The 26,166-nt window shown below is 32.5% G+C and carries 23 protein-coding genes and 1 pseudogene; 15 read left to right on the top strand and 9 right to left on the bottom strand.

Annotated elements, in window-relative coordinates; translation table 11 throughout:
- The first annotated feature begins 352 nt into the window (after positions 1 to 352).
- Complete coding sequence (gene scfA / locus MHB70_RS29635; RefSeq protein ID WP_000821352.1) at positions 353 to 502, top strand: six-cysteine ranthipeptide SCIFF; 150 nt, start codon at positions 353 to 355, stop codon at positions 500 to 502.
- A 76-nt stretch (positions 503 to 578) separates the two neighbouring features.
- Entirely contained in the window at positions 579 to 1,985 is a 1,407-nt protein-coding gene (gene scfB / locus MHB70_RS29630) for a thioether cross-link-forming SCIFF peptide maturase (protein ID WP_061530679.1), read from the top strand.
- Positions 1,986 to 2,844: 859 nt separating this feature from the next.
- Here the strand turns inward: scfB and MHB70_RS29625 are convergent.
- Positions 2,845 to 3,240, bottom strand: a complete 396-nt coding sequence (locus MHB70_RS29625; protein ID WP_061530230.1) for a DUF3221 domain-containing protein — start codon at positions 3,238 to 3,240, stop codon at positions 2,845 to 2,847.
- A 315-nt stretch (positions 3,241 to 3,555) separates the two neighbouring features.
- On the opposite strand from MHB70_RS29625, the gene MHB70_RS29620 reads away from it, so the two are divergent.
- Complete coding sequence (locus MHB70_RS29620; RefSeq protein ID WP_061530229.1) at positions 3,556 to 4,449, top strand: Rpn family recombination-promoting nuclease/putative transposase; 894 nt, start codon at positions 3,556 to 3,558, stop codon at positions 4,447 to 4,449.
- 146 nt (positions 4,450 to 4,595) lie between these two features.
- Here the strand turns inward: MHB70_RS29620 and MHB70_RS29615 are convergent, their stop codons facing one another.
- Positions 4,596 to 5,567, bottom strand: a complete 972-nt coding sequence (locus MHB70_RS29615; RefSeq protein ID WP_080451880.1) for an NAD(P)H-dependent flavin oxidoreductase — start codon at positions 5,565 to 5,567, stop codon at positions 4,596 to 4,598.
- A 443-nt stretch (positions 5,568 to 6,010) separates the two neighbouring features.
- Positions 6,011 to 6,241, bottom strand: a complete 231-nt coding sequence (locus MHB70_RS29610) for a helix-turn-helix domain-containing protein (RefSeq protein WP_000467333.1) — start codon at positions 6,239 to 6,241, stop codon at positions 6,011 to 6,013.
- A gap of 1,099 nt (positions 6,242 to 7,340) precedes the next feature.
- On the opposite strand from MHB70_RS29610, the gene MHB70_RS29605 reads away from it, so the two are divergent.
- From MHB70_RS29605 to MHB70_RS29585, 5 genes are all read left to right on the top strand, one after another.
- On the top strand, positions 7,341 to 7,820 hold the full coding sequence (locus MHB70_RS29605) for a DUF2691 family protein (protein ID WP_061530227.1): 480 nt from the start codon (positions 7,341 to 7,343) through the stop codon (positions 7,818 to 7,820).
- Between the two features lie 565 nt (positions 7,821 to 8,385).
- Positions 8,386 to 8,583, top strand: a complete 198-nt coding sequence (locus MHB70_RS29600) for a hypothetical protein (protein WP_080451879.1) — start codon at positions 8,386 to 8,388, stop codon at positions 8,581 to 8,583.
- Between the two features lie 155 nt (positions 8,584 to 8,738).
- Positions 8,739 to 9,041 carry a hypothetical protein gene (locus tag MHB70_RS29595; RefSeq protein ID WP_061530226.1) on the top strand — a complete coding sequence of 101 codons (303 nt, stop codon included), beginning with the start codon at positions 8,739 to 8,741 and terminating at the stop codon, positions 9,039 to 9,041.
- 613 nt (positions 9,042 to 9,654) lie between these two features.
- Positions 9,655 to 9,972 carry a PadR family transcriptional regulator gene (locus tag MHB70_RS29590; RefSeq protein ID WP_000681019.1) on the top strand — a complete coding sequence of 106 codons (318 nt, stop codon included), beginning with the start codon at positions 9,655 to 9,657 and terminating at the stop codon, positions 9,970 to 9,972.
- A complete protein-coding gene (locus tag MHB70_RS29585; RefSeq protein WP_061530225.1) occupies positions 9,959 to 10,528 on the top strand; it encodes a DUF2812 domain-containing protein in 570 nt (189 codons plus the stop codon). Before MHB70_RS29590 ends, MHB70_RS29585 begins: the two co-directional genes overlap by 14 nt.
- A 605-nt stretch (positions 10,529 to 11,133) precedes the next feature.
- On the opposite strand, the gene MHB70_RS29580 is transcribed toward MHB70_RS29585, so the two are convergent.
- Positions 11,134 to 11,316: an Imm44 family immunity protein gene (locus tag MHB70_RS29580; protein ID WP_257130747.1), complete on the bottom strand. Its 183-nt coding sequence runs from the start codon at positions 11,314 to 11,316 to the stop codon at positions 11,134 to 11,136.
- 245 nt (positions 11,317 to 11,561) lie between these two features.
- Between MHB70_RS29580 and hemA the strand changes: the two genes are divergently transcribed.
- The 4 genes from hemA to MHB70_RS29560 all read left to right on the top strand — a co-directional run bounded on the left by hemA (position 11,562) and on the right by MHB70_RS29560 (position 15,538).
- Positions 11,562 to 12,794, top strand: coding sequence for a 5-aminolevulinate synthase (hemA, locus tag MHB70_RS29575; protein ID WP_061530224.1), 1,233 nt, complete (start codon positions 11,562 to 11,564; stop codon positions 12,792 to 12,794).
- Positions 12,791 to 13,705, top strand: coding sequence for a DMT family transporter (locus MHB70_RS29570; RefSeq protein WP_061530223.1), 915 nt, complete (start codon positions 12,791 to 12,793; stop codon positions 13,703 to 13,705). The genes hemA and MHB70_RS29570 overlap by 4 nt, the downstream gene beginning before the upstream one ends.
- Before the next feature lie 273 nt (positions 13,706 to 13,978).
- Positions 13,979 to 14,638, top strand: coding sequence for an L-serine ammonia-lyase, iron-sulfur-dependent subunit beta (sdaAB, locus tag MHB70_RS29565; protein ID WP_061530222.1), 660 nt, complete (start codon positions 13,979 to 13,981; stop codon positions 14,636 to 14,638).
- Between the two features lie 585 nt (positions 14,639 to 15,223).
- Positions 15,224 to 15,538 (top strand): hypothetical protein, encoded by a 315-nt coding sequence (locus tag MHB70_RS29560; protein WP_061530221.1) that lies wholly within the window; start codon positions 15,224 to 15,226, stop codon positions 15,536 to 15,538.
- Between the two features lie 658 nt (positions 15,539 to 16,196).
- On the opposite strand, the pseudogene MHB70_RS29555 reads toward MHB70_RS29560, so the two are convergent.
- Together MHB70_RS29555 and MHB70_RS29550 are read right to left on the bottom strand one after the other, a co-directional pair.
- A pseudogene (locus MHB70_RS29555) lies at positions 16,197 to 19,241 on the bottom strand (Tn3 family transposase).
- An 85-nt stretch (positions 19,242 to 19,326) separates the two neighbouring features.
- The gene (locus tag MHB70_RS29550) at positions 19,327 to 19,863 is read right to left on the bottom strand and encodes a tyrosine-type recombinase/integrase (RefSeq protein ID WP_230306525.1); all 537 of its coding nucleotides are present in this window, start codon (positions 19,861 to 19,863) and stop codon (positions 19,327 to 19,329) included.
- 360 nt (positions 19,864 to 20,223) lie between these two features.
- Here MHB70_RS29550 and MHB70_RS29545 point away from each other — a divergent pair, with 360 nt between their 5' ends.
- The 3 genes from MHB70_RS29545 to MHB70_RS29535 all read left to right on the top strand — a co-directional run bounded on the left by MHB70_RS29545 (position 20,224) and on the right by MHB70_RS29535 (position 22,356).
- Complete coding sequence (locus tag MHB70_RS29545; protein WP_061530220.1) at positions 20,224 to 20,553, top strand: PadR family transcriptional regulator; 330 nt, start codon at positions 20,224 to 20,226, stop codon at positions 20,551 to 20,553.
- Position 20,554: 1 nt separating this feature from the next.
- Positions 20,555 to 21,313, top strand: a complete 759-nt coding sequence (locus MHB70_RS29540; protein ID WP_061530219.1) for a hypothetical protein — start codon at positions 20,555 to 20,557, stop codon at positions 21,311 to 21,313.
- Positions 21,314 to 21,543: 230 nt separating this feature from the next.
- The gene (locus MHB70_RS29535; protein ID WP_230306524.1) at positions 21,544 to 22,356 is read left to right on the top strand and encodes a hypothetical protein; all 813 of its coding nucleotides are present in this window, start codon (positions 21,544 to 21,546) and stop codon (positions 22,354 to 22,356) included.
- Positions 22,357 to 22,834: 478 nt separating this feature from the next.
- Here MHB70_RS29535 and MHB70_RS29530 read toward each other — a convergent pair whose 3' ends face one another.
- The 3 genes from MHB70_RS29530 to MHB70_RS29520 form a co-directional block, all read right to left on the bottom strand.
- On the bottom strand, positions 22,835 to 23,476 hold the full coding sequence (locus MHB70_RS29530) for a hypothetical protein (RefSeq protein ID WP_061530217.1): 642 nt from the start codon (positions 23,474 to 23,476) through the stop codon (positions 22,835 to 22,837).
- Positions 23,477 to 24,106: 630 nt separating this feature from the next.
- The gene (locus tag MHB70_RS29525; RefSeq protein WP_061530216.1) at positions 24,107 to 25,555 is read right to left on the bottom strand and encodes a serine hydrolase domain-containing protein; all 1,449 of its coding nucleotides are present in this window, start codon (positions 25,553 to 25,555) and stop codon (positions 24,107 to 24,109) included.
- 293 nt (positions 25,556 to 25,848) lie between these two features.
- Positions 25,849 to 26,106: a SunI/YnzG family protein gene (locus tag MHB70_RS29520; protein ID WP_327963785.1), complete on the bottom strand. Its 258-nt coding sequence runs from the start codon at positions 26,104 to 26,106 to the stop codon at positions 25,849 to 25,851.
- Positions 26,107 to 26,166 lie beyond the last annotated feature (60 nt).

Here is a 26,166-nt window from a genome sequence, read left to right as displayed (position 1 = left end):
ATCCTTCTGTTGCCAAAGTCTGTAAAAGGTCAATTCCATTGGGGTTGACTTTTTATAGTTATAGCAAAAAATAATAAACGTCTATATTTTTCTATAGGATAAATGTTGTAATGTCACGTACCGAACCGAACCGTGTTTTTGGATGCATATATAATTACAACAAACAGTAGTCTATATCTAGCTTTTATGGTATGTAACTGTTATTGATATTCTTGTGATATTTTAAAGTGTTGTTAAAAGTATGAGTAGAATTAATACGCAAAAATTAAAGAACTAAGGCATATATTTGTGAAACACTTCACAAATATATGCCTTAGTTCTTCAAAATTATCTCAAAAGGAGGTTATAGGTAATGAAAAGAATCATAACACTGAGCACTTGTAAATTGCAAGATACTATAAAACATGGTGGATGTGGTGCATGTCAGACATCTTGTCAGTCTGCTTGTAAAACTTCATGTGGAGTTGCAAATCAAAAGTGTGAAAATACAATAAATAGATAGGAAACAAGAAGTATAGTATGCAATTGTATTTTTTCTAGGCGGCAATCTTTATGAAAAAGGAGTTTGATTATCCAGTATGATTCATCAATATAAATTAAATGGATACAATATCGTATTAGATACTTATAGCGGTTCGGTACATGTTGTTGACGATCTTGCTTATGAAATAATTATGCTATATGAGAATACTCCTATGGACGAAATCCTGTCAATGATGCAGGAAAAGAATAAATATGATTTCCATGTTTCTGAGAAAGAAATTCGAGAAACTATTGCAGATATTGAAGAACTAAAAAGAGATGGAAAGCTTTTTACCGAAGATGATTATAAGGACCTTTCAATTGATTTGATAAATCGTCCCACTTATGTGAAGGCTCTTTGCCTTAATGTCGCGCATACATGTAATCTGTCGTGTGAATACTGCTTTGCTAGCCAAGGAAAATATAATGGAAATAGGGCCATCATGAGTTATGAGATTGGAAAAAGAGCCATCGATTTTCTATTAGAGAACTCAGGTAATCATCGAAATCTCGATGTTGATTTTTTTGGTGGGGAGCCACTTATGGCGTGGAAGACTGTCAAACAGATTGTCGCCTATGCAAGAAATAAAGAAAAAGAGTATAAAAAAACTTTTCGTTTTACCTTTACTACAAATGGTATGATGCTTAATGATGAAATTACGGACTTCTTGAATCAAGAAATGCACAATGTTGTATTAAGCCTTGATGGGAGAAAAAAAGTTCATGATTATCTTCGTAAAACTGTCAATGGAAAGGGTAGCTATAATCATATCGTTCCAAAGTTTCAGGAGTTTGTTGAGAAGCGTGGAAATAAAGAATACTATGTACGTGGAACCTATACTCATAATAACGTTGATTTTACCAATGATATTTATCACATCGCTGACTTAGGTTTTAATAAAATCTCAATGGAGCCTGTTATCTGTGATCCACGAGAACCATACGCGCTCAGTGAAGAAGACCTTCTGGAAATTTACAATCAATATGAAAATCTCTCGAAAGAAATGCTAAACCGTGAGGAAAAAGGCAACAGTTTTACTTTCTATCATTACATGCTTGACCTTTCAGAAGGTCCATGTGTTCAAAAGAGAATTTCTGGTTGCGGTTCTGGGACTGAATACCTGGCTATTACTCCATGGGGAGAGATATTTCCTTGTCATCAATTTGTTGGAGAAGAAGAATATAGTATGGGGAATATTTGGGATGGCATTACAAAAGCAGAGATACAGTCTCAATTTAAGGAGAGTAATTGCTATTCAAAACCGGAATGTCAGGAATGTTGGGCACAGCTTTACTGTAGTGGAGGTTGTCCAGCTAATACAATACATGCAACGGGTTCCCTTAAGGGAACACATGAGTTCAGCTGTAAAATCTTTCGTAAGAGGATAGAATGTTCTATGATGGTTAAAGTAGCTCAATCTATTAGAGCTATGAAGAAGGAAGAACAAGCCATAGTTCAGTAAATACAAAAGTGCACAAGGCTGTTATAGCATAAATTTATCGTTTTCCGACAGAAGACTCCTTCCTCAAAGATGTGAAGGTGTGAAACACCAATTTTAGGTGGGAGATGAATGTCGGTTGGCATAGGCCAACATGTTTGCTATCATTTACTTGTACAGATTGCTCTTTGAAAACTGAAGATATGAGGTTGGTTGCAGAAAAACGTTGCAACCGTAAAATCTTCAACGTTCTATCGCCCACACTTGCCGAAGTTGCGAAAACCAAGCTAAAGTAGGGAGTGTGGTGAGTCAACGTACAAGATACTTATGTTCTCACCGTAGGGACTACGGGTAGAGCCTGCTAAGATAACCGGTGGATAATCGGTGTTCGTAGGAATCTCCCACTTCAAACAGTCCGTTAGGACGTTAAGTGGTGAGTAGTTCAAAAAGCTAGTTACAAACAAAAATTCTTTTGTCTAATTTAGAATAAATGAGTTTAAAGGCAAGAAATATAAGTTTTTAGCCTCAGTAAAACATAGTATCAATGTTTGAATTGTTTAAAAGAAGATAGCCATTCATAATTTTACTGAAAGAAAAAGAAAATGAAGTTTAAGACTAAATCTAGCAATGAATGCATGTTGTTAAACAATTATATGATAATAAAAAAGGAGTGGGGGATCCACTCCTTTTATCACGACAATTAGTGATCAAAATCATAAAAAAATAGGCGTATCAAGAAAAGTGTTGATACGCCTTAAAACTACATTGTTAAACAACATGTGTCTTTAAATGTGTCGTCGTGTAGTAATAATGATATTTATTTAATTATCTTAGTTTCAGTATTACAAATACTGGCTATCTTCTTTTATAAAAAATATATAATTTATTCAATTATTTTTTCGATAACAGGCATAACAGCGATTGGCGGAATAGAGTGAGTCCATCCTACGGAAAATATATTAAGTTTTTCACCTACGCTGTAGTTATCTTTGCTAGTAATAGGGACACGTAAAATTTTATTATGAGAGGCTAATTCCCACCAATTATTTTGATAAGAGAGTGCCTCCTCTTTTGTGTCAGTGTCAGCTACAACTAAATAATTATCATCTGCTGAAATAACATATCCAGTGAAAGGTATCTGTATTCGTACTTGTTCTTCCTTAATAGGAGTAGGGTTACTTATAGAATCTGCCGAAGTAGGAGTTAATCCAAAAGCTAATCCACATCCTAGTGTCAGAGTGGTTACCACTGTTACTAATTTTTGTTTTTTTGAAAACATAATATAAATCCCCTTTATATTTTATCCGTACACCATCACCTTTCTATTTTTATATATAGAAAGCCTTTTTCAATCCCTAAATTTAACAATTATGTCACAATTAATCCATTGTTTTTTCAACTGGGTATTATTTAAAGATAATATATGTTATAATTCACCAAATTAACTATTAATGGGATCTTTATCTTTTAGTGAATATCTATTTTTGAAAAGAATGATAGCATTATTTTTCATGAAATTTTCCTATTTGCATGATTACCTAATTTTTATGTACAATAAAGGAAAGAGAGTTTCTTAGACAGGAAGAGGAAAGTCATGACCAAGTCATTAGTAAATTTACGAATTGATTTTGCTTTTAAGCAATTATTTGGAACAAGTGGTAGTGAGGATATTCTTATCACATTTTTAAATGCCATGCTAAAGGATTCATTAGAATCACCTATAATGTCACTACAATTAGAGGATCCACATTTACATCGAGAACACGAGGATGATAAATTATCAATTTTAGATGTCTCAGCCACATTAGACACAGGTACTAAAGTAAACGTAGAAATTCAGCTGAATAATAATCACGACATGATTAAACGAAGTTTGTATTACTGGGGTAAATTATATACTTCACAGTTACAAAAAGGGATGCCTTACAGCTCTCTTAGTAAAACAATTACTATTAATTTGTTAAACTTCGTACTTTTTCCCGAATATGAGGAATTTCATACAACGGGAAAGCTATGGAATGTACAACAGCAAAAGCAGTTTAGTGATGATATAGAGATACATGTTATAGAGCTTCCTAAATTAATGGAACAATGGCGGGAAGAGAAAGTTAATCCGTGGGAAGATTCATTTGTTCGTTGGCTGTTATTACTTCCGGCAAATGAAGATGAACACTTAACTCAAACATTGGAGGACATTGCGATGAATCAAGATCCGATTTTACAAAAAGCAATGAATAAGTGGGAGCGAATGAGTCAAGATTCGTCATTCCGACAAGCCTATGAAGCGAGGGAAAAAACCCTAATGGATGAAGCTGCAAAGTTTGCTCACGCAGAGGAGCAAGGAATCAAAAAGGGTATTGAAGAAGGAAAAAAAGCTGAACGTATACAATTGGTATGTGGTATGTATAAAAACGGAATGTCTGTAGAGGATATTGCGAAATTTACGAAGTTACCTATAGAAGAAATAAGAGAAATTATCCAATTATAAATAAAAAAGAACACTTACAGGATTTGTAGGTGTTCTTTTTTTATGACCAATAATGCCCGGAGTATAATTATTAGTTTGATGTATCGTCAGGAAAATAAGAGTTTACAACATTAAATATTTTTAAAGAATTATACATAGATCCTACCTTAAATACATTCTTTATATTCCATCATAATATTGTTAATAATTGTTTTGACGGGCAAAATTTCTTTGATTTCATTTACTCGTGCGCCTGCGAACACAAGGCCGTTTTCACAATCACCATCCATAGAGGTTATCAATGAATCTAGCGTGCAGAAACGATAAGAACAGTTTTTTAAGCAATTTATGCACTTTTTTATTTTTATCTTTTTATTATCAGCTATTAATTTAGTAAAGTTATTTTTAACCGCACGACCTTGGAGACCGACAGTTGTTTTGACTAATATAGTATCTTCTAATCGAGCATTTATATATTTTTCCTTAAAGGATAGTGGTGCGTCACACTCATTACTTGCAACGAATCTTGTACCCATTTGCACACCAGATGCACCCATTTTTAAGGCATGAGCAATATCTTTTCCGGTCATAATTCCTCCAGCAGCAATTACGGGAATTTCGACCGCTGCAACTACTTCCGGTAATATATCGAATAAAGGTCGCTCGGTACCCAGATGTCCCCCTGCTTCATACCCCTCTACTACAACAGCAGCGGCACCCAATCGTTCAGATAATTTAGCGAGTTTGGCTGAGGAAACTATTGAAATAACTGGTATGCCGGCATTTTTCCCCCAAGTATACATATCTCGTGAAATGCCAGCACCAGATATGATGAAATCAACTTTTTCCTCAATGGCTGCTTTCATTTTTTCAGCAAAATCATTCATTGCAAAAAGGACATTTACTCCAATGTAACCAGTATTCCGGATCTTTTCTTTCGCCTTCCTAATATGCATTCTCATTTCATCTATGGAAATACCAGTTCCTGATATAATCCCAATTCCTCCAGCATTTGCAACTGCAGATGCAAGTTTACTTAATGAAATGCCTACGCCCATTCCTCCCTGTAGAATTGGGACCTTTGGCATCATATGCCCGATTTTTAATTGTGGAAAGTTCAAGTAAATACCCCATTTCATTAATGTTATTAGAGTAGATCTGTTAAACACCCTCAGTTTAACACAGTGTTTGGAACAAACACAGGAAATTAATACCTACTACTAGTAGTTTGTGATGTTTTTTGTTGATTTTCACAAAATGTTCGAATAGTACGCTGTAAAATTTAGAATTATATCAAATGTATATTTAGGATTTTGGATAAAAAAACAATGAAATTTGGATTTTCTAATGAAACATGCCTTTAAAGAATAGATTTGTCAAAAATGAAGTGGGATGTAATCATTAATTATTTTGAGTGGGGATATGAACAGAACTTAATAGAAATTTATATCCTTTTTAATAAATGTAATTTTTGTATTTTAAGTGTTAAATAATCAATAGTTATAAAGGGATAAACCTCTGTTTTTAGTAATCTACACGATTGGATTAAAAATAATAGGATGCACAGCACATTCTAGAGGTTTCAAATATCAATATTCCAAAAATCTTGATAATCAATATGTCTATCAGATTTTTTTAGTATTCTAATGATCTTTGTTGCAGATGTTAAAGTGGGAATACGATCCTTTTTATTTGCTAAATCACTTATCAGAGATTTACTTAATCCAGTTTTTTGTACTAGCCATTGTTGTTTAATTCCTCTGTGATCTAAATACTCACCAAATGGAGTTCTTTTTTTGCCTAAGCCAAACATAAAGAATCCCTCCTAATTAAGAATAGCGTATAAATAGCTTGTACAATTTTCCATAAATTTAAACTTTTGTCCATAAATATGGAATTATACTTTAGAACAACGCATAGAATAATAAAAGTAAAATGAAAAAATATGGAATAATTTCGAGGAATCTAGCATTCATAGTAATAGCTACAAGTTGCTGATACACTATCCTAATGGCAACTTGTTGCAAAGGGTATTACTAAAATAAAAAAATCTGAAACTCCTTATGCCAGAAGGGGCTTCAGTTTTTTTATTTTTAGGTATTTGATTTGTAGATACGTATTTTATAAATCATTATGCATAATATGGCGAATGAGTAGAATGGACCATCTACTTATATAGTTTGTTCGAACTTGGCAATAAGCATATAGCTCTGTTTTAGAGATAATGGAAGGAAATATTAACAAAAAATGTTAAATTGACGGATCAAATAAAGGACGTTTAAAAATTTCGCACCTTTCGGTGGTTTTTTATTTGTGCTTACTGTGAGGGGTCTAGATTTATCGGAGGTGGTAAATGTGAAGAAGCAGAGAAATGCCCACATTGTTATTCCATGCAAGAGGCTTATTTTCCAGCTATAGTTTCTTATTTTGTATGGTGGTTATAACTAGAAGGCGTTATCCCATGTTTGTATCCATTTCTTCTATTAGTAGTTCGGGTTCTGTTGCAAAGTTTGAAAAAAGCATAAACAGGTTGGTAAATGAGGAACAAGGTTTAGAAAATAACTAGTAATTGTTGAAGTTCATCAAGAATCGAAAGATTCATAAAGAAACGCCATCCTTTCTTATAATTCTACAGAAAGGATAACTCCATTTTTGCTGTATGGGTAGTGTAAAAACATAGCTTGATAACGATGGGGTGGTCGCCCTATAAACAGTTATTCCTTTTTCAAAACGATTAAACTTTTATATAAACGGTTAATCTTCATTTCAAATCTACACTTTACAATAAATTAGTTTTTTCTATATCATTTAAAAAGAATATAATATTTAATATTTGAATTTAATTTACTATTAACCTAATGAGTAGTTTTGTGTACTAAAAAATGAATGAAATAAAAAAAGGAGTAGTACAAATGAATAAAATCGGGATTTACCTTAAAGTACCAGAGGATAATTACAATTTAAATATAGAAAGCATATTAGAACTATTTCTAAAAATCGAGGATTACAATTGGCGTATCACTGAAAATGATGTTTTAGCAAAAATTAACGATGACTGGGAAACATACAGTTTTTTAAGTGAGGAGGAGTTTGGAAATGGGGGTAATCTAAAAAAAGAGTTGCAGGAGATAGATTATTATCCAATATTTTTAAATCTTGAAGCTTACCAACCTGAAATAACAATTCTAGAAATAAAAAACACCCCAATATATAATATTCCAGAATTTCTAAATAGTAAATGCAGTTTAAAGGTAGTAATTATTGACTGTTATGAGATAGCAATTTTCGTGAAAAATATAAAGGATTTTCCAAATATAAAACAGGAGATTTTGTCACAAGGATATGAGGATTTTCGATTTATAGATAAATCTGCAAACTGGCGTTTCTCCTGATTAACGTATGTGGATATAATGGTTACTTTGTAAAGAAAAAGTGGATACTCTGAACTATCTTGAACATAGTATCCACTAATCATTGTAGTATGTTTAAGGTATAAACGATTAGACTTTATTTCAAATACACAAATTTGTTATTTTGGAGTAAAGTTTGATCGGAAATGCGCTACGAGCGTTGATTTTTGTACTAACTTGTAACAAAATACTCATTTTCTCATTTTGGGGTATTTGTATTTCTTAGTTTGCTGGCGATGGGGTACCGCCAGCATTCCATAGAAAAAACAAGCTAAGAGTATGCAAGGTTTTATACAGTTTTTCGACGAACCCAGTAACAAATGAGAACCCTAAATCCGCGCCAGGGTAGGAATGTATAAAAAAATGAATAGCTTTATAGAAAATGAAAAAGGGGATTCCCTGTGAGAGTAAGGGTCCGCCTTTTTCCTTGCTACCGATAATAGGACGTTATGTTAACCAAGCATGTATAGAATATACAATCAAAAAAACACCGCACATCACTTTTTAAGAATGGTATAATAAGGAAAATGACTGGGGTGAAAAGCTAATGGAAGACTCTATGTTTGTGTTTCGAGTTATTTTCAATGCACTAACATCATTCTTTTCCAACGGGGTCTGGGTCGTTTTGTTCTTCTTCTTGTTAAATAAAACGTATGAAAACAAAACTTTCAGAACAGCATCGAGTATTATTACTGTTGTTGTCTTAGTATTTTATTTGTTTTATTACATTCGGAATAGCATGTAATGCCTTTCTTTGAATAAGGTAGGGAAATCCCCCAGTATCCAAGACTAAATTTTACCCATACACCATTTTTTTGATGTAGCTCTTGAAGATAAAAACTATTTAATTTTCAAGGAACAGTTATTAACTTAAAACTTATTATACGAGGAGGGTGTATCATGAAAAAAATATGCTTTGTATTAATTGTCGACGCTGGTATAAATTATGGTTCAATATTTTCTCTACCATTTTTAAGGAATCAGGATGATTTGAAGGAATATTTTTCTAAGTATTATGATGTTTCAATTAATTATATTAGGGATAAAAATTCAGTTGACTATTTGGTAGTTCCCAAACCGTGTCCACCTTTTGATAATGAAAATAATCTTCCAATAATTGAAGTACCAGCAATCTTATTTATGGAAAGGAATTTTGAAAAAATAAAGACTTATATAGACAATTATTTTTCTAATAACTCATAAAGAAAATAAAAGTACAGTAAAAAGAAGTCCGATAAAAAACGAGTGGCGTAGAATATTTCTATTAATCATTCGTTTTTTATTATATTTACATATATTTTTTTAAAGAGGATTATAGACGTTCTGAAAAAGATTAATTATAACAAGAACAATGTTCGTACCCCAATAAGAGGGGTTTACTTTACTTCCAATAACGGTAATTATGTAAATAAGCTGTCCATATGGACAGCTTATTGTATTTTTTGCTTAGTGTCGCTTTTAAATAAAGTCACGGTGTTTATAAAAAAGACGCGATGTTTTGTCCCGTTGGATCTGTTTATCTAAAGGGATGTTTTTATAGTGAAAAGAAAATCTGAACTGAAAGGCGGATTAAGGAACTGTTGGGCGGCAATAAAGTTACTCCACTAAAAGGCCATTTAATTGAATAAGACTACAAAAAAGTCACTTTACCTTACGTAAGGAAAGTAACTTTTTAGATTGATTTTCTCCTTGTGATCAAGCTATTTACTTTAAGTTCATTTGACTAATTTTGAAAAAGTTGTTGACTATTCAGTTGAACTGTATTAATTTGTTATTAAGTTGAACTATATAGTCGAACTGAGTAAAGGGTGAGGATATGAAACATAAATTATTACCGTTGTCTGAAACCATGCATTATATTTTATTAGCCATGCGTGAGCCACTCCATGGCTATGCCGTAATGCAGAAGATAGAAAAGATAAGTAACGGTACTGTTATTTTAGCAGCTGGTACATTATACGGTGCGATTGAAAACTTGAATAAGCATGGTTGGATTGAACCTGTTGGAGAGTTAGGTCGAAGAAAAGTTTATATGATAACTGCAGAAGGAAGCGACATTTTGAAAATGGAACAAAACAGGTTATTGCATATTTTATCCCTGTACGAAGGAAGTGAATCGAATGAAGAAATTTAGTAAGATGTTTTTTGATATTGAAAAAGAGGAGCAATGGCTGAACGAGCAATTACAAAAAGGCTATCGTTGTACAAATATTAGTGGATTAGGAATATACACTTTCGAAAAAACTGACAAGAGATATGTTATACGACTTGATTATCAAGATTATTTACCTAAGAAAAAGTTGGTTGAATACAAAGGGATATATGAGGATTTCGGTTGGAACTATATAAAAGGGCCCTGGCTTAGTGGAATACGGTATTGGCAAAAAGAAGATGATGATCAAAATGAAATCTTCTCGGATCGCCAATCAAAGGATAATCATTATAAAAAATTAATGAATTATTCATTTTGGTTGGTTATGCTGTGTTTAGCTTATTCTTATATGTTTTACAAGGATTCGGGATTATATCATGAAGGTCTTTGGAGTATGAAAGGTTCATTATTTTGGAAGGCATTTTTATTTGAAACTCCATTTGTCCTTTTGAAGTTGTCCTCCACACTTCTGTTTGTTTTTTTGGGTATCAATTTCTATAAAACTTATCGAAAGTATTCAATGTTAAAAGAAAAATAAACGTTTTTAAAATCTTCCAGAATCGGGCGCGATTGTGGAGTAAACACAGGTAGAAAAATGATTAAACTTTTTATAATAAATTATTCACTAGCAACAAATAACCCAAGCATTTTGATTAAACTTTTTTCAAAATGTTTGGGTTTCTTCTGTTGAAAAATCAATTTTTGTAGCATGCTTTTGATCAAACTTTATTACAAACCAACACTTAGCGTGGGGTTTTTCCAAAATGCTGAAGATACCTCTTATAAGGATTCCTTTTTTATATCAAAAATTTACAAATAAAAAAAGATAAGGGAAAAACAAGTGACACAAACTATCTTAATTTTTATGATATTATATTTTTTGTTAATTTTAGATATAAAAACCATATTTAATATCTATATCAATATTGAGAAATTTATTACAAAATTATCTATAAATGTTTTAAAAACCAAAAGTTTACTTTCATTTTATTTTAATCATTGTGTTTATAATGTCTCTTCGTATTTCAAATAAATAACCGAAAAAGTATACATTCAAAATACTGTTATTGTTATAAACTATCTCAACTCTTACATAAAAAAACACTCGAACAACTTAAGAATTATATTTCCGTGTCCGATTAACTAAAATGATTTATCAAAACAAAAAGGAGAGTATGTCAATTTTCTCGTTTTGGGGTATTTGTTTATCTTAACTATTATAGGAATTATTCCTATCTCCTCCACTTCACTACCATAAGTATCATTTTCAAGGTTTTCTAATTCTTTACTAATTTCTAAAATTAATTTTGAATGTTCCTGTTTTATTTCTACAGCGTGTATTCTCCATTTTAATCAAAATCGTCTCGAATCCCAAACCAATATACCTCTTGTATAATATCAGTCTGATAGAAATAAAAATATGCAAATTTACATTTCATTAACTATTTTTGTAATTTATTGCTATAATGAAAAAGTAATTTTTAGAATTTTTTTACATGTTTGTATTGTTTTTATAAAAAGAATATATCGACAAAACGGTTTAGACCGTAAATTTTCTTGGAGGTAAGGTTATGTATACAGAAATTATTAGCAATAAGCTACAATCTTTAAAAGAAAGTGGACAATATCGCGAGTTTGTTACAATTAATCGAATTCGAGGTCAATATCCATTGGCACACTTAAATGGTCAGAAAGATACAGAACCTGTTGTCGTTTGGTGCAGTAATGACTATTTAGGAATGTCACAACACCCAGTGGTTACTGAAGCAATGCACGATGCTATTCGAGCATTCGGTGCGGGTTCAGGTGGATCACGTAATATAGGTGGTACACATTATCATTATGCTGCACTTGAATCATCACTTGCTGAATGGCATGGTAAGGAAGCGGCTTTAGTTTTCCCTACAGGCTACGGTTCTAATGATGCGACATTACAATGTTTACTTCGTTTATTTCCAAATTGTATGGTATTCTCTGACGAACGCAATCACGCTTCAATTATTAATGGGATACGTAGTACAAAAGTCGAACGAGCGGTATTCAGACATAATGATGTTGAACACTTGGAAGAATTGCTTGCAGCTCAACCACATGATCGAGCTAAAATTATTGTTTTTGAATCCGTTTACTCAATGGATGGCGATATTTCACCAATTGAAAAAATTATAGATCTTGCTGAACAATATAATGCTTTAACTTTTATTGATGAAGTGCACGCAATCGGAATGTATGGCCCCCGCGGTGCAGGAATAGCTGCTGAACTAGGTCTTGTAGATCGTTTAGACTTTATTCAAGGAACGATGGCAAAGGGGATTGGGGTAATAGGAGGATATATTGCAGCCTCATCATTATTAATTGATGCAGTACGTTCATTTGCATCCGGTTTCATTTTTACGACTTCATTACCACCAGCAATTGTCTCAGCTTGTCATGCTAGTGTTGAACACTTAAAATCTTCAGACAGTGAACGAAATGCTCTACATCAAAAGACTAGTATGCTAAGAGAATCGCTGGCTCAAGCAAATATTCCTATCATGGAATCAAGTGAGACACATATTCTTCCTGTACTGATTGGCGACGCTAAAAAATGTAAAGCTGCTGCTCAACGTTTACTTGAACAACATCATGTCTATTTACAACCTATTAACTCACCAACTGTTGCTGTGGGTACGGAACGTTTCCGAGTTAACGTCACACCAAACCATACCGAGGAACAAATCATGCAACTTGCTGATGCACTAACAGAAGTATTTAATTATTTTGATATTCCTTTTGCACAGGTTACTGAGGTAGCATTTGCATGACAGTTTTAATGTACATATTTTGCTTAGTAGTATGGGGTTTGAACTTTATAGTGGTAAAAATCCAAGGTACACCAGTAAGTCTTGAACTATCATTAACTTATCGCTTGGTGGGGGCTGCACTCATGTTTATTGTTCTTGCATGCGTGTTACGTCCAAATGGTAAGCCTTCTCGTGAAGACGCTTTACCTCTCATTACTTTTGGGGTATGCAACTTAGCTATTAGTTATTTGTGTTTATACTATGCTACGATTTGGATTTCTGCTGCATTAGTAACGCTACTGTTTTCGCTGAAAACAGTTTTGACACCAATTGCACTTCGTGTATTTTTAGGTGAGCGGCTTCATTCTCGAATTCTACTAGGTGGAATAGTTGGGATTGCAGGAGTTTCTATATTAGTTTATCCATTACTGACAACTGGATCTTCTAATACAAGTGATTTAAAAGGAATAGGACTTGCATTGTTAGGAACAGTCCTTACAGCTATTGGTGATGCGGCTTCTGCTCGAAATGCACGACGTGGTATTAATGCTGTTTATTCAAATAGTGTTGGTTTTATTGTAGCTTCAATACTTTTACTTGCTGTTTGTGTTTTCCAGCAACAAACCTTTACAATACCAACATCCGTTTCTTACCTAGGAGCTTTAGCATTTTTAACTGTATTTGCTTCCTTTGGTGCATGGATGTTTTACCTTAAGTTAGTAGAGCGTATTGGTGCATCAGTAAGTAGTTACATGGTTGCACTTTTCCCTGCAATTGGAGGCGTTGCTTCTGTTGCAATTGGAGAATCATCACCCACGCTCTACTTATTATTTGGCTGTTTATTTAGTTGTGCTGGAGCCGCAATCGCACTAGGATTCCGTTTACCATATAGAAACCGAATTACCATGAAAAATGAAAGCCCAGGGAATTAAAAATTCCTGTGGGCTTTATTCATAGTAAAGTCTAACTATACTTTACACATATTTGAAGGGAACATTTTATAACTGTAGTTCACAAAATGTATGTTTTCTTAACTTTTTAAACAGAATTTCACGAATTATTAAGTGGGATGCATATTAATTGATTCTTCTACTATGAACATATGTTAAACATCTCAATAATTCTTGTTTTATTTAATAATATTTCAAAAAATAAATCTGATCGTCTATAACTTTCATCAACAATGTTAAGGGGAACCAACTATTATGAACTATAGATCTGTATTTGATATCATCGATCCTATTACAATTGGAACATCCAATACTTTTGGGGCAGACACCGTAAAAATAGGATACATTATCCGGCAGCTATTTTCACAAGAACCAGAAAGAATTGATATTTCTTTATATGGAGGATTTAAAACGACGAATCATCATTTTGGTGCAGATGTAGCAATTATCGGTGGAATTTTAGGTTTCAAAATAAATGATTCACTAATTATTAATGCACTTACAATTGCAAAAGAACGAGGAATTACAATTAATTGTATAGAAGAGATTGCAAAACCAGTACATTCTCATACAGCGAAAATTTGCTTATATAAAGGTAAGGATAAAATTGAAATGATTGCTTGCTCTCTCAGAGGGGGAAGAGTAAAAATCATTGAAGTTAATGGTTTTGAACTAAAATTACGTGAGGAAAACCCTGCTCTTCTTATTATGAATAATAATCACTTTAGCACGATTTCTTCTGTAATCGCTATTTTATCAAGCTGTAAAATCAATATTAATAAAGTAAGAATTTCACGAAAAGAAACCGGGAAATTATCTATATTAATAATTGAAACTGAGAAACCATTAGTTCCAGAATTAATTGGGAAAATAAAAAAATTATCAGGAATTCATCAAGCATTAATTTTAGATTAAAATCTCCCATTTACCTGGGACGATCATAAAATTATCTCTATCTATATTTCAATCATGTGAACGGATAAATACTATAAATCAGAATACCTTAAACATATTAGATGGAATTCCAATGCGTTTAAGATATTTATTAAATCGAGAAAGGACACTCAATTGAGTGTCCTTTTTAACAGGATTTAGGTTCATATAAGGGGCCACCATATCAAAATAAGAAGATTGTACGTTTAGAAATAATTTGGACACATTTCATCCGGTTCCCTGTACGTTAAGGAACCGGCTACTTACTTTACTGCTTTTTTATAATTTCTCTCTCATAATGGTCTTAGATTATTAAAATTTGTTTTTTCATTTTAGTTCCAAACATAATCACCTGTCAATGTGGCGTACCATTAACATTTTAACGAAAATATACGCTAAACAAATTTCTGTAGCCTTTTATATCTTCAAAGATTTAAAAAAAGAGCTACACTACATTCGACACGAAAAAAGCCAAGTACATAGATACGAACCTATTTGGAAATACTAATATAATGCGTTAAGAAAAAGATAGTAATTCCAATATTCACAATTAGGTGGTCTTTAAAAATGGCTACTATTCGTATGTGGGTGCCCAAAAGAAAAGATCGTGCACATCTTCGCTTAACCAGTCCTGTGATTAAATGGAATTCTGTTGTTCACATTTCAGTGAGTGAGGCAACTGAGTTAGAACCAAATCAACTTTTTGGACAGAATTTTCCCACTGTTTTTGGAGCCGCAAGTATTACCGTGCAGAACATTTCAGTGAGAGATGGCGTAGTTGATTTCAATGTATTTGTTGATTGGTCAACTCCACTTAACATTGTTACTGACATTACAATTTTAGAGCCACCTGCGGACGGAAATATAATTATTGGGACATGATGAACGAATGAGGGGTCCCGCCACATCGCTATCAGGCTAAAACGTTATTCTTTCTATAGAATCACAGGAAAGGATGGCGCTTTTGATATGAACTTGGGGTACGGAAACGATTCGAGGAATGAAGTGCCAATCTGGGGTTTTATTACAAATAATAAAAGAGTAGAAGAAAATTTTACTCTTTATAAAATGGAGTTCCACTATGGAACTTTGTACTATTGAATTAGCTTATTAATTATAATTCCCTGTTGCAGAATCCTTATTATAAGGATTCCTTTTTTGTATCTAAAATTTACAAATAAAAAAAGATAAGATCAGCGAATGCGATCTTATCTTAAGCATAAGAGAAAAACAAGTGACACAAACCATCTTAATTTTTATGATATTATATTTTTTGTTAATTTTCGATATAAAGTCCATATTTAACATCTATATCAATATTGAGAAATTTATTACAAAATTTGCTATAAAAAATTCGAAAATCCAAAGTAAACTTTTGCATAAAAGTTTACTTTCATTTCATTACAAACACTTAGTTTCTTCTATTTATCCATATTTCTAAGAAAACACCAACAAGGGGCACGGCAACGATTCCTTCTTTTTGGGGCCACTTAATAAAATAGCCACAATCTATTTATCAATAGATTGTGGCTATTTTTGTTTAATTTGCAGCTTTTAATCCATTAGGTGAAATGGCCATATCAAATTGGATATCGGGTGGTTGACGATTATCGTCCAATCCATATTTCCCGAATCGATTTATATGAAAGGTAAGGTATGGACTCAAATCAGAGAGTACTTCTTCGTCTAATTCATTTCCTTCTTGGATGTATTCATGCAGGATACGAGTAAGTTGAAAGACGTTATAAAAAATGACACAATTTGCAATTAGATGATTGTATTTTATAATTTTCCGTTGTCTTTCTCGATGATTTTCTGCAATAATTCCATCTCCTCCGAAGAATAACCATTTTGTAAATCCATTAAAAGATTCGCTTTTATTTGTAGCCGCTTGAATTGTGCTTCTTAATTCCTCGTCCGATAAATATTGCAATAAAAATAATGTACGGATTGCACAACCTAATTCACGGAATGCTTGATATAATTTGTTTTTCTTGCTATATGCACTGAGTTTATTAAGAATAGTAGAAGGATGAATACGTCCCATTTTAATTGACATCACGACACGTAACATATCCTCATAATGATCTTCAATTATGTTCCAATTTACCGAATTTGTAAATAGTTCATTAATATGCTGATAATTAGAGTTGTTATGTGGCCTTAATAATTTTAAATTTTTCCAATTTCGAATCCGGGGCATAAGTTGGATTCCTAATAAATAGGATAATCCAAATATCGGTGCATTTTGTCCTTGCGTATCAGAATGCAGTGTATTAGGTTGAATATCAGATTGATTTTTCATTAGAATATCCAAAATATAAACACCTTCCCAGACACCACAAGGTATAAAGTGACTGAATAAGGCGATATAATTATCTGAAACATGGTAATATCCAATTCCACCATACCCACCTTAACGAATATGATTTTCAGATAATAAATTTTGTTCATAGAGATCCCACTTTGTCCCATCAGCTGACGCACTATTTCCAGTTCCCCAATATTTCGGTAGATTAAATTTATTATAAGCATTAATTAACCATTCAATGGCTTTCTGGATATTGTCTTCCGTAACGTGTCGTTCATTAATCCAAGAAATCTGTCTTCGATCCACTGTACCAAGGGAACGGGCTGCCTGAGTAGGACCTAAATTACATCCATAACAAAAAGCGGTTGTTAGATAACGTTGAGAGGGTTTAGCGATTTTGGCATCATAACCAGAAATAGGCCCAAAAAATCTTGTCCAATTTAACCAATACTCTGTGTCACTCAATAAATCTAAAACATTAATAGGTACCATTTTTTCTTCAATTCGTTTTCTAACAGCCTTTAATAACGGAGATATTTTTTTCTTTTTTAATTTTGTTATAAAAGGTTCTCCATTTTGAATAGTAACAGCTTTATTCTTTGGAAAAGAAGTATCTACTTTTTTCGCAAGTGCTTTAAGCTTATCATACACCTGTTTTTTAAATTTCCCAGCTGTTGTTGGAAGGCCTGCTTGTTCACAAAACGTATGTAGGTTTTGGCGACATTCATCCCAAGATATTAATTGTTCTCGATAATCAGCGTATTGTTCACTACCTTCAATACATAAATCTCCGGATTTTAATTCATTTCTAACTTGATAAAATACACAAGATTCAAAGTGTCGTCTATTAATTTTGTTTGGATATACATTTTTTCTACGATTAGAGCTAATCCAACGCCACCAGCCTTCAGGAATCCAGGTTAAATCAACAAGAGGAACTGATTCCCATTCATTTTTATTCATTCCATTCTTACGCGTGTAGATAGTTGAAATCCATTCGGATTTTTTAAGTTTATTTTTTAATAGGAAAGAAATAGCTTGTTCTAGCCCTTTATTTTGTGTAGTTGATTTAAACTTTAATGACTCCAACATCTTAATTAATTCAGAACGATTACTTTTTAAATATTTCCACATAAAAGAATAATAGTTATTTCCAGTATAGGATAAGTGTTCTTCACAATTCTCTAGAATTTGTTGCCCACGATTTCCACCAATTAGTGTTTCTAATAACTGTAATCGTGTTTCAGAAGAACCTTCTAGTTGATAAGTAGTGATGGTATCGCGTAATGTCGTAATGAGTTTGTCTGTTTGTTTTTCTCGTTTTTCTTTCAAAACATAAAGAGCTCTTTCTGCTTTATTTTCAGCTTTGGCAATTCGTTTGATAAACATTGTTCCAATATCATCAATCGTTTTGGCGTATTGAACATGTAATAAAGCTATAGCTAGTGTATATCGTTTATGTTGTTCAAGTTCTTTCATACGGGCCGCATCTAATGTTTTTGCCTCTGCAGCTAATCTTTCTATTTTAGCAGGTGGGATAAGTAGATTTTGAAAAAAATCACTTCCCAGCTGTCGGTCACTAATCCAATTTTTTCGTGCAATCCATGTTTTGATTTGTTCTAGTGTAGGACGACCTGGGTCTCGTTTTATCGCATACCAATCAGAATAAGTAGCCCCATCAATCTGTTGAAATAGTGTATCTATTTTTTCTTTTTCTTCATTGCTTAATGAATCTGCAACTCGTTTATATAAAGTACGATAAGCCATACTATGGATATGGTCTACAGATTTTACTAACGTCTGAAATGCAGGTAATTCATAACTATGTTTGACTAATTCGTCAATCGCAATATTCGCAATATCACTTTTCGCATCTTTCTCTAACACTGATTTTTCCATTGCTATTAACATAATTTGACGGGCTTGATTATCAAATACTTTTGCTTTTCGATAGTTCCGAATCATGGTGATTTGACGTTTTCCGGTTCCCGTCCGATGATAAGAATCCCATTTTTCATTACCAGAAAGAGTAATATTAGATGTTCTAGCAATATGCTTGATAATGACAAGGGGAACATCTGTAATCGGAACAAAATAGTTTAAACACTGAAAAGTTTTTAGCAAAATTAAAAAGTTCAACTGAGAAGATGGATTACGAGAATGTGTTTTTGTCCAATTTAATTCTTTTAATGAAGGAGAAAATAGTTTATCTAGTTCTTTGGGTGTAGGATTACTTTTTAATCTTGGATAAGCTGTTTCTTGAATAGTAAGCATGTCATAACTCCTTTCTAGTTATAGGAACTCCCAATTTCAAATTTACATTTGTCTAAAAATATGATGTATAATCTCTACGAGATTTTTATCTTTCTTCACTAAGCTTCTGTAGTATATTCCATTGTTCTTCTGCAGATGGAGTAACATATCGACGTGTTGTTTCAATAGATTCATGTCTGGCCATTTGTGCAACTAACACAAGATCACCACCACTAACTTCTAAAAGGTTTTTGCAATATGTATGTCTAAGACTGTGTGTAGTTAGTCCACCTTTTGGTGAAACTTGTTCTAAAAGTGGTTTCACCTGTTTATGAATTGCCTGTCTGGATACTTTTTTCTGATGAGTGGAAAGAAAAAGGGCTTTGCTATCAACAGATTGTCCTCGAACTTCCATCCACTCATCAAGAGCGCGACAAATATCTTTTACAGCCTTTACTACATCAAGCTTACCACCTTTACCTTCACGAATTGTAATAGTCCCTACCCTACCAATTTTTCTATAATCCTCTAGATCTAGATTTGCAACTTCACCAATTCGAAGGCCTGCTTGTAACATTAAACGAACCATGGCCATATTTCTTTTTCGTTTCCCTTCATTTTTTAACCAGGTTTTAAAATCCATTGTAATCCTTCTTTCTTCAATTGTGTTCCGTAAACATAATTTATCATCGATTTTAAATGTGTTCCGTAAACAATATCTATTATATTAAGTTTAATAAGTTAACGGAAGACATCTTCTGTTAACAAAAAATATATCAAGTAATATTTATGTTAAAAGATAAAACATAAGAAAAAGTTAAAAATGGATACTATTAAAATCGTTCTGTTTTTGTGAGTGGTAAAAAGGTACACCCATATACCTTGCATTACAAGTTATCGTGTGTTATTTTTATATTCATAACACTTGCATTGCAAGTTATTATTGTAATCATTTACCTTGTATTACAAGTTACTAGAAAATGTGTATGAAAAGGGGGATGAAATGGCAGACTCAACGCAAATGTTAAAAGGTATTTTAGATGGATGTATTTTAGCCATTATTCAAGAAGGAGAAATATACGGTTACGAATTAACGGAGAAATTGCATAGCTATGGTTTTCATTCGTTTAGTGAAGGAACGATATATCCATTATTATTACGTATGCAAAAAGAAGGATTAGTTACGAGTGTATTAAGGGAATCTACGGCTGGTCCAAAACGAAAATACTACCTGTTATCAGAATTAGGTGAAAAAGAATTGGATAGTTTTAAAGAGCGTTGGATTGATTTAAAACTATCTGTTGAAAATGTGATTAATAAAGGGGGAGAATAGCATGTTATCAACGAAGTCTGAACAATTTTTAGTCGAACTTAGAATGTATTTATTGCAACGAGGAAAAAAAGATGAAGATATAAATGGAATCGTGGAAGAACTAGAAGTTCATTTAATAGAAGCTGAAAACAAGGGAAAAAGTGTAGATACTATTATTGGAAAAAGCCGAAAACAACATATGAAGAATATTGGGAAAGAACTACCTGTAGATAAAGAAGGATTGTTCGTATTAATTCCTGCAGCAATTCTAGTTATTGTCGCTTATATGTGCTTTGCACCAGCTATTAGAGGACAATTCAAAATTTCACAAAACATATTGTTATTTGGATCATTACCCTTATTTCTGACCCTTTCTGTATTTGCAATTACACTATTCAAAGGGATTCCTAAAGTATATCCATCTACAAAAAGTTCACTATTTCTTGTAATGTTAGCTAATTTTATTGCTATCGGAGTCTGGGTAGGATTCTATTTTTGGATGAATAAACAAATTGATACCGATTATTTTGTGGCAACTACACTACAAAATTATAGTATTGCGGCTATTTGTATTCTGATTTTCATTATATTTGCGATGTATACAAAATCTTGGATTACGATTTTTGTAGCATTTTCAATGTGTATAGGCCCAATCTTAGAAAGGGTAATCCCAGGTGAAATAAATAAAGACCCACTGTATATTACAGTAACGATTATCGGTTGTGTTGTCATAGGTATTTGTTTAGGGATATATTTCTACAAAAAAAAGAAAAAATCATGAAGCAAGCCATTAAACAGAATGAAGCTTGAGCGATGTACAAAATCCTAATTTGGATTGTATTCATTTAAACGTCTATTATATATCTCTATTTTTCGATAAGTATTAGCATAAAGGAATACATTTTGGTTAATCTTCTTTCAAAATGTATTCCTTTTATTTGTTGTAAAATGCGTGTTTAAGTGATATTTCGATTAAATTACAATCATGAGTGGCCCAAAAAGAAGGAATCGTTGCCGTGCCCCATAAAGGGATATTCTAAATTAAAAAAATCCGAAATTATTGAAACTCTTATACAAAACCTTTCAAAAGAGGATATTTATCAAGCTCATAAAAATCTGACTATGTATGTATTAACACCGGATGGTGAAAAACTCGTTAATGACTACAAGGAACAGAAAAATACAGAACGTAACCAACTCATATTTCGTATTGCCCAGTGTATCGAAGATAGTAATTTGATAGCAGCAGCTAAAGCAGTTATTAAATATGAACAACAGCAAGTGTTCAATAGAGGATTAGGTATTGATTGGAATACTGTTGAACCTAATCAGTTATTGAATACAAGTAGTGAAATTTTCAACTTAACTTTTCATGATCTTGATAATACAGAAGAATTTAAAAAATTAATAAAAAAACATCTAATTATCGGTGAGTTACTAGGAGAGGAAATTGGTAAAATTTCCAATAGCTTTTTAGCTGAAACTACAGAAGAAATTAAATGCTCTTCATTAGAAAGTTTCCTAAAGAATCCTCATGGTGGATATGCTAGGAGAATGAATTCGAGCAATAATGATAAGGTAGAATTATATTTACACTATGTACTGTTTAAAGCGTCAAATCAAAAAAGGTTAAACAATTTGTTATCTGTTAAGGCTGGAGATGGAATTGAAATATTAAAAACAGAGAATCCTGAAGAATGCTCAATTTGCGGAAACGTAAAAAATATATACTTATGGGACGAAGTTGAATATATTCCAAAACTACCCCTTCATTTTGGATGTCGGTGTTTATATATTGCTTATTTTAAGCAGAGTAACTATTAGGCCTCACCATACCATTTTGGGAAAATTGTACATTTAGACACATTTAAAGTGTTTTCTGTACGTTAAGAGACATTTGTCCAGAAAATCTTATGTTTATGAACAGAGGATAAAACTTGATAATATCAACGTTTTTGAGCTATAATCATGTTCATAAAGTGTGTAAATAAATCAATGTTCAATTAAACTTAGGTTTTTATCTTTATGGACATGTGGTTATCTCTAGAAAAGGCTGTAACGCTAAGGTTTCGTTTCCCTTAGCGTACAATTTTCCCAGAATGATATGGTGACCCCTAGTTGAAAGTTGATTAAACATGTCTAGAATCCTATCAACTCCTGTTACAGGTATTGGATGTGGTGTTACTGATGTTTTGTAGTTTTGAATTAAAGTCATACTGTTTATAAAAAGTTGCACTGTTTTCCCCCTTTGTATAAAGGTTTTTTTAAAATCAAACAACCATATATCATCAGTCCATCTCGTTTAGTTCACATCAACATAAACAAGTTTATTTTCACCATCAAACTTTTGAACAAGTTTTAGTTGTAAGTTTTTGTTTTTGGCATATTCATTCGGAATCGCTAATAATACGTTTCCATTTGGTTCTGAAGTCGTTTTCCCTCTCCAGTCGGCAGTAATATATGTTTGCTGATATTCTAAAAATTCATTCTCACTAGCTAATTCTTTATCGCCTATTACAAGCCCTGAACCTTTATTTAATAAAAAAGCTTCATGTGGCTTACTCCTTACCTGTCCGTCTACTTCATTTTTCATATTAATGACTAGTAGTTTAAAATCTTTTTTGAGTTTCAAATGTCTGTTCCTTACATTGGTGTCATACCGATCTAAAAAATTGAGTTCCGATATTTCATCAAAGTCTTTTATTTCAACACTTGTAATGTTACGATTAAATGTAAATTTTTGTCCTGTCAATGCACCTTTCTTGCTATCTTTATAAATATTGACTGGCAAATTTACAGATTCATTCTTTTTCACATTTTCTTTGACTGGTGTTTGCTGTTGTTCTTTTGCAACATGGTCGTTTTGACCACTACAAGCTGACATAGAAAATGCTAATCCAGATGCTAATAAAATCTTTACTGTATGTCTTTTTAAATCCTTCATACTTTTCTCTCTCCCTCTTTAAATAACAAAAAGGATATGCTACAGCCTTTTAAGGGCTAGAAGGCATACCGCTTCTCTATTTACCCTAAAATCCTTTTTTATATACACTATTTTACAATAAATTACAAATATAGTCAAAAAATATTCATATGATTTAAAAAATTTATATTAATTAGATAATTAAAGAGTTAAAACAAGGCTTAATTATTTCGAAAAAAATCGCACTGTTTATAAAAAAAGTTTAACCGTTATAGAGGAGGAATTTTAAAGTAAATATTGTTGTGGATCGAAAGTAAACTTTTACCCATTAGTTTACTTTCAGATTTATTAAAAGAAAAAAGACGACTTTACATTAGTCGCCTTTTTTTCTAAAGAATTATATTAAACCAATCAAGTTATTAAGCATTTGTACAGAGATAATAAAGTTGTTTAATTTACAATAAAGTCATTTAAAAAATAATATAGTTGTTTAAAAATCCTTCTTCTACTAACGAGGCAGGTTAGTGGAAGAAATAGCAAGTGGGTTTAACTAGGAGAAGTGTCGATGACATTAAAGAAGACACCGAGGTGTCTTCTGTTTTTTAAATTAAGGATATCGATAAATTAAGATTTATTTACTTAACATTATACTTATTTTCGGACCGAGGCATCTAATCGGTGAGTATATACAAACCAAGTAATGCTTGCTGTTAATAATGTTGACGAAATTAAAGCTGTAAGAACACTATATGTTTGCCAAATAAGTATCGTTGACCAATCGAAGGCAAAAAACATTATACACTGGGCAATCGTAGCGATTAGGAAAATAATTGTTACGATTGTTCTCTTTTTTGTCATTGGCTGCTGCTCGTTCGTTTTCTTTTTTCTTAATCCTAAGAAAAATAACAGAACGGCTAATAGGCAAAGAATAATTGTGGTAGACGACAAAATGATGTCCAACAGCTGTGTGCCGCTTATCTCATATGACTGAGTTAGATTGCCGTTTAATATATTTTTAACTTTTAGTACCAGGTTTATATTGGTATTTGCGCCGTTGCTCAGTAAGCAGATGGCTGTTCTTTCATTTGGCAGTATGGCTACTTCGGTACTAAAATTTGGATTACCCCCAGTGTGTTCTATAAACGTTTGTTCGGCGTTTACCGACCAACCTGCCGCATAATACATATCATTGACAGCCGAAACAGACATATCACCCCTATGTGATTTTTCGATGGCCCTGTGAAATATTTCGGGTATGTCCTGCACGATACCCATCTGTATGCCCATCCAACGCGCCATATCTTTTGTATTAGAAATGATATAGCCGGCAGGTTTATTCCCAGCATAATCCGGAGCGTTAAATGGAGTTGTTATAAAAAAGGAAGAACGGTAACCCTGTGCTAACTGTCCAGTGGCTTGAGCATCTTCTTTATAAACATACGTCTGGTGAAGACCTAAGGGTAGAAATACCTGTTCCATCATAAAGTCTTCATAGCTTTGTCGTGATACAATCTCAATAACCAAACCCAATACGTCATAATTAACGGTTCCATAGTTATATTGTTCACCGGGAGAGAACGCCAATTCTGCATCTACCAGTGTTTCCACAGTCTTTTGCAACATATCAGGCGTATTACCTTGTGGAATATTTTGAATATGTCTAATATTTGTTAGGCCGCTGGTATGGTGAAGAAAGTTATTTAGTGTAAGGTTTTGCATATCAACAGGTTTACCTTGATACTTTAACGTAAACCAAGGTAAATATTTTTGGATAGGGTCAGTCATTGATAGCAGCCCTTGCTCTTCCAATAGCAAAATCCCCATACCAGTAAAAGCTTTACTCACCGAGGCCAACTCATAGAGTGTATTTTCACTTGCAGACTGGCCCTTTTCAAGATCTGCATACCCAGAAGAAAAGTAGAACACTTCACCATCAGCAAGTATTGAGATTGACATTCCAGGCACACCTGACGTACGACAGGCATCATCTAGCAATGCTTGTATTGCCACAGATTTCGAATCTGACAACGCATAACCTTGTGTTACGAATCCTGAGAATAATATAAATATCGTTAATACAAAAACAATAGTTTTTTTCATATACTCTCCTTTTTGAAGAATTATAAGGGGAAAAATAACTTATTTTTATAACTATAAACTAAACTCTAATTTATCTTTCTATTTACCTATATAATATCAAATGATTGTGAAGAGTTACACTTAAACTAACGGGGGCGTTAGTTCAATAAGAAGTAAACAACTTTATTATTCATTTTTTAAGCATTACATAAGCAGATGGATATAATTTGAAACAACTTTAAAGAGCCTTGCTGCATATAGAATGTAGTAAGGCTCTTATCTTTTTTAATCAAAATTCAATAACTTTATTATCACTATACAGCATTCATTTTATTTAAAATTGAAACTTTATTAGTAGTAAATAATACATAATCTTGCTTTTTAGTTTTAATTAAGATGCGATCAGTTGTAGCATAAGGTGTCCCAATTCGAATTGCATCATTTTTTTCAACGCCAGCATAAGTATCATCTTCAGTAACTTCAATAATTTCATTTAATGGAATATTAACTTTTGCCAATTGCCATTTAATAATTAATTCCTCTGTTGTTTTTATAACATCAATACCCAGCATATTACCAAGACCTTTCTATTCTATTTTCTAAATATAATTATAAATCAAATAATTGCATTT

This window comes from Bacillus sp. FSL M7-1020 (assembly GCF_038050415.1).
In the GTDB taxonomy this organism is placed as follows: domain Bacteria; phylum Bacillota; class Bacilli; order Bacillales; family Bacillaceae_G; genus Bacillus_A; species Bacillus_A toyonensis.
This window is presented reverse-complemented; position numbering and strand designations above follow the sequence as displayed.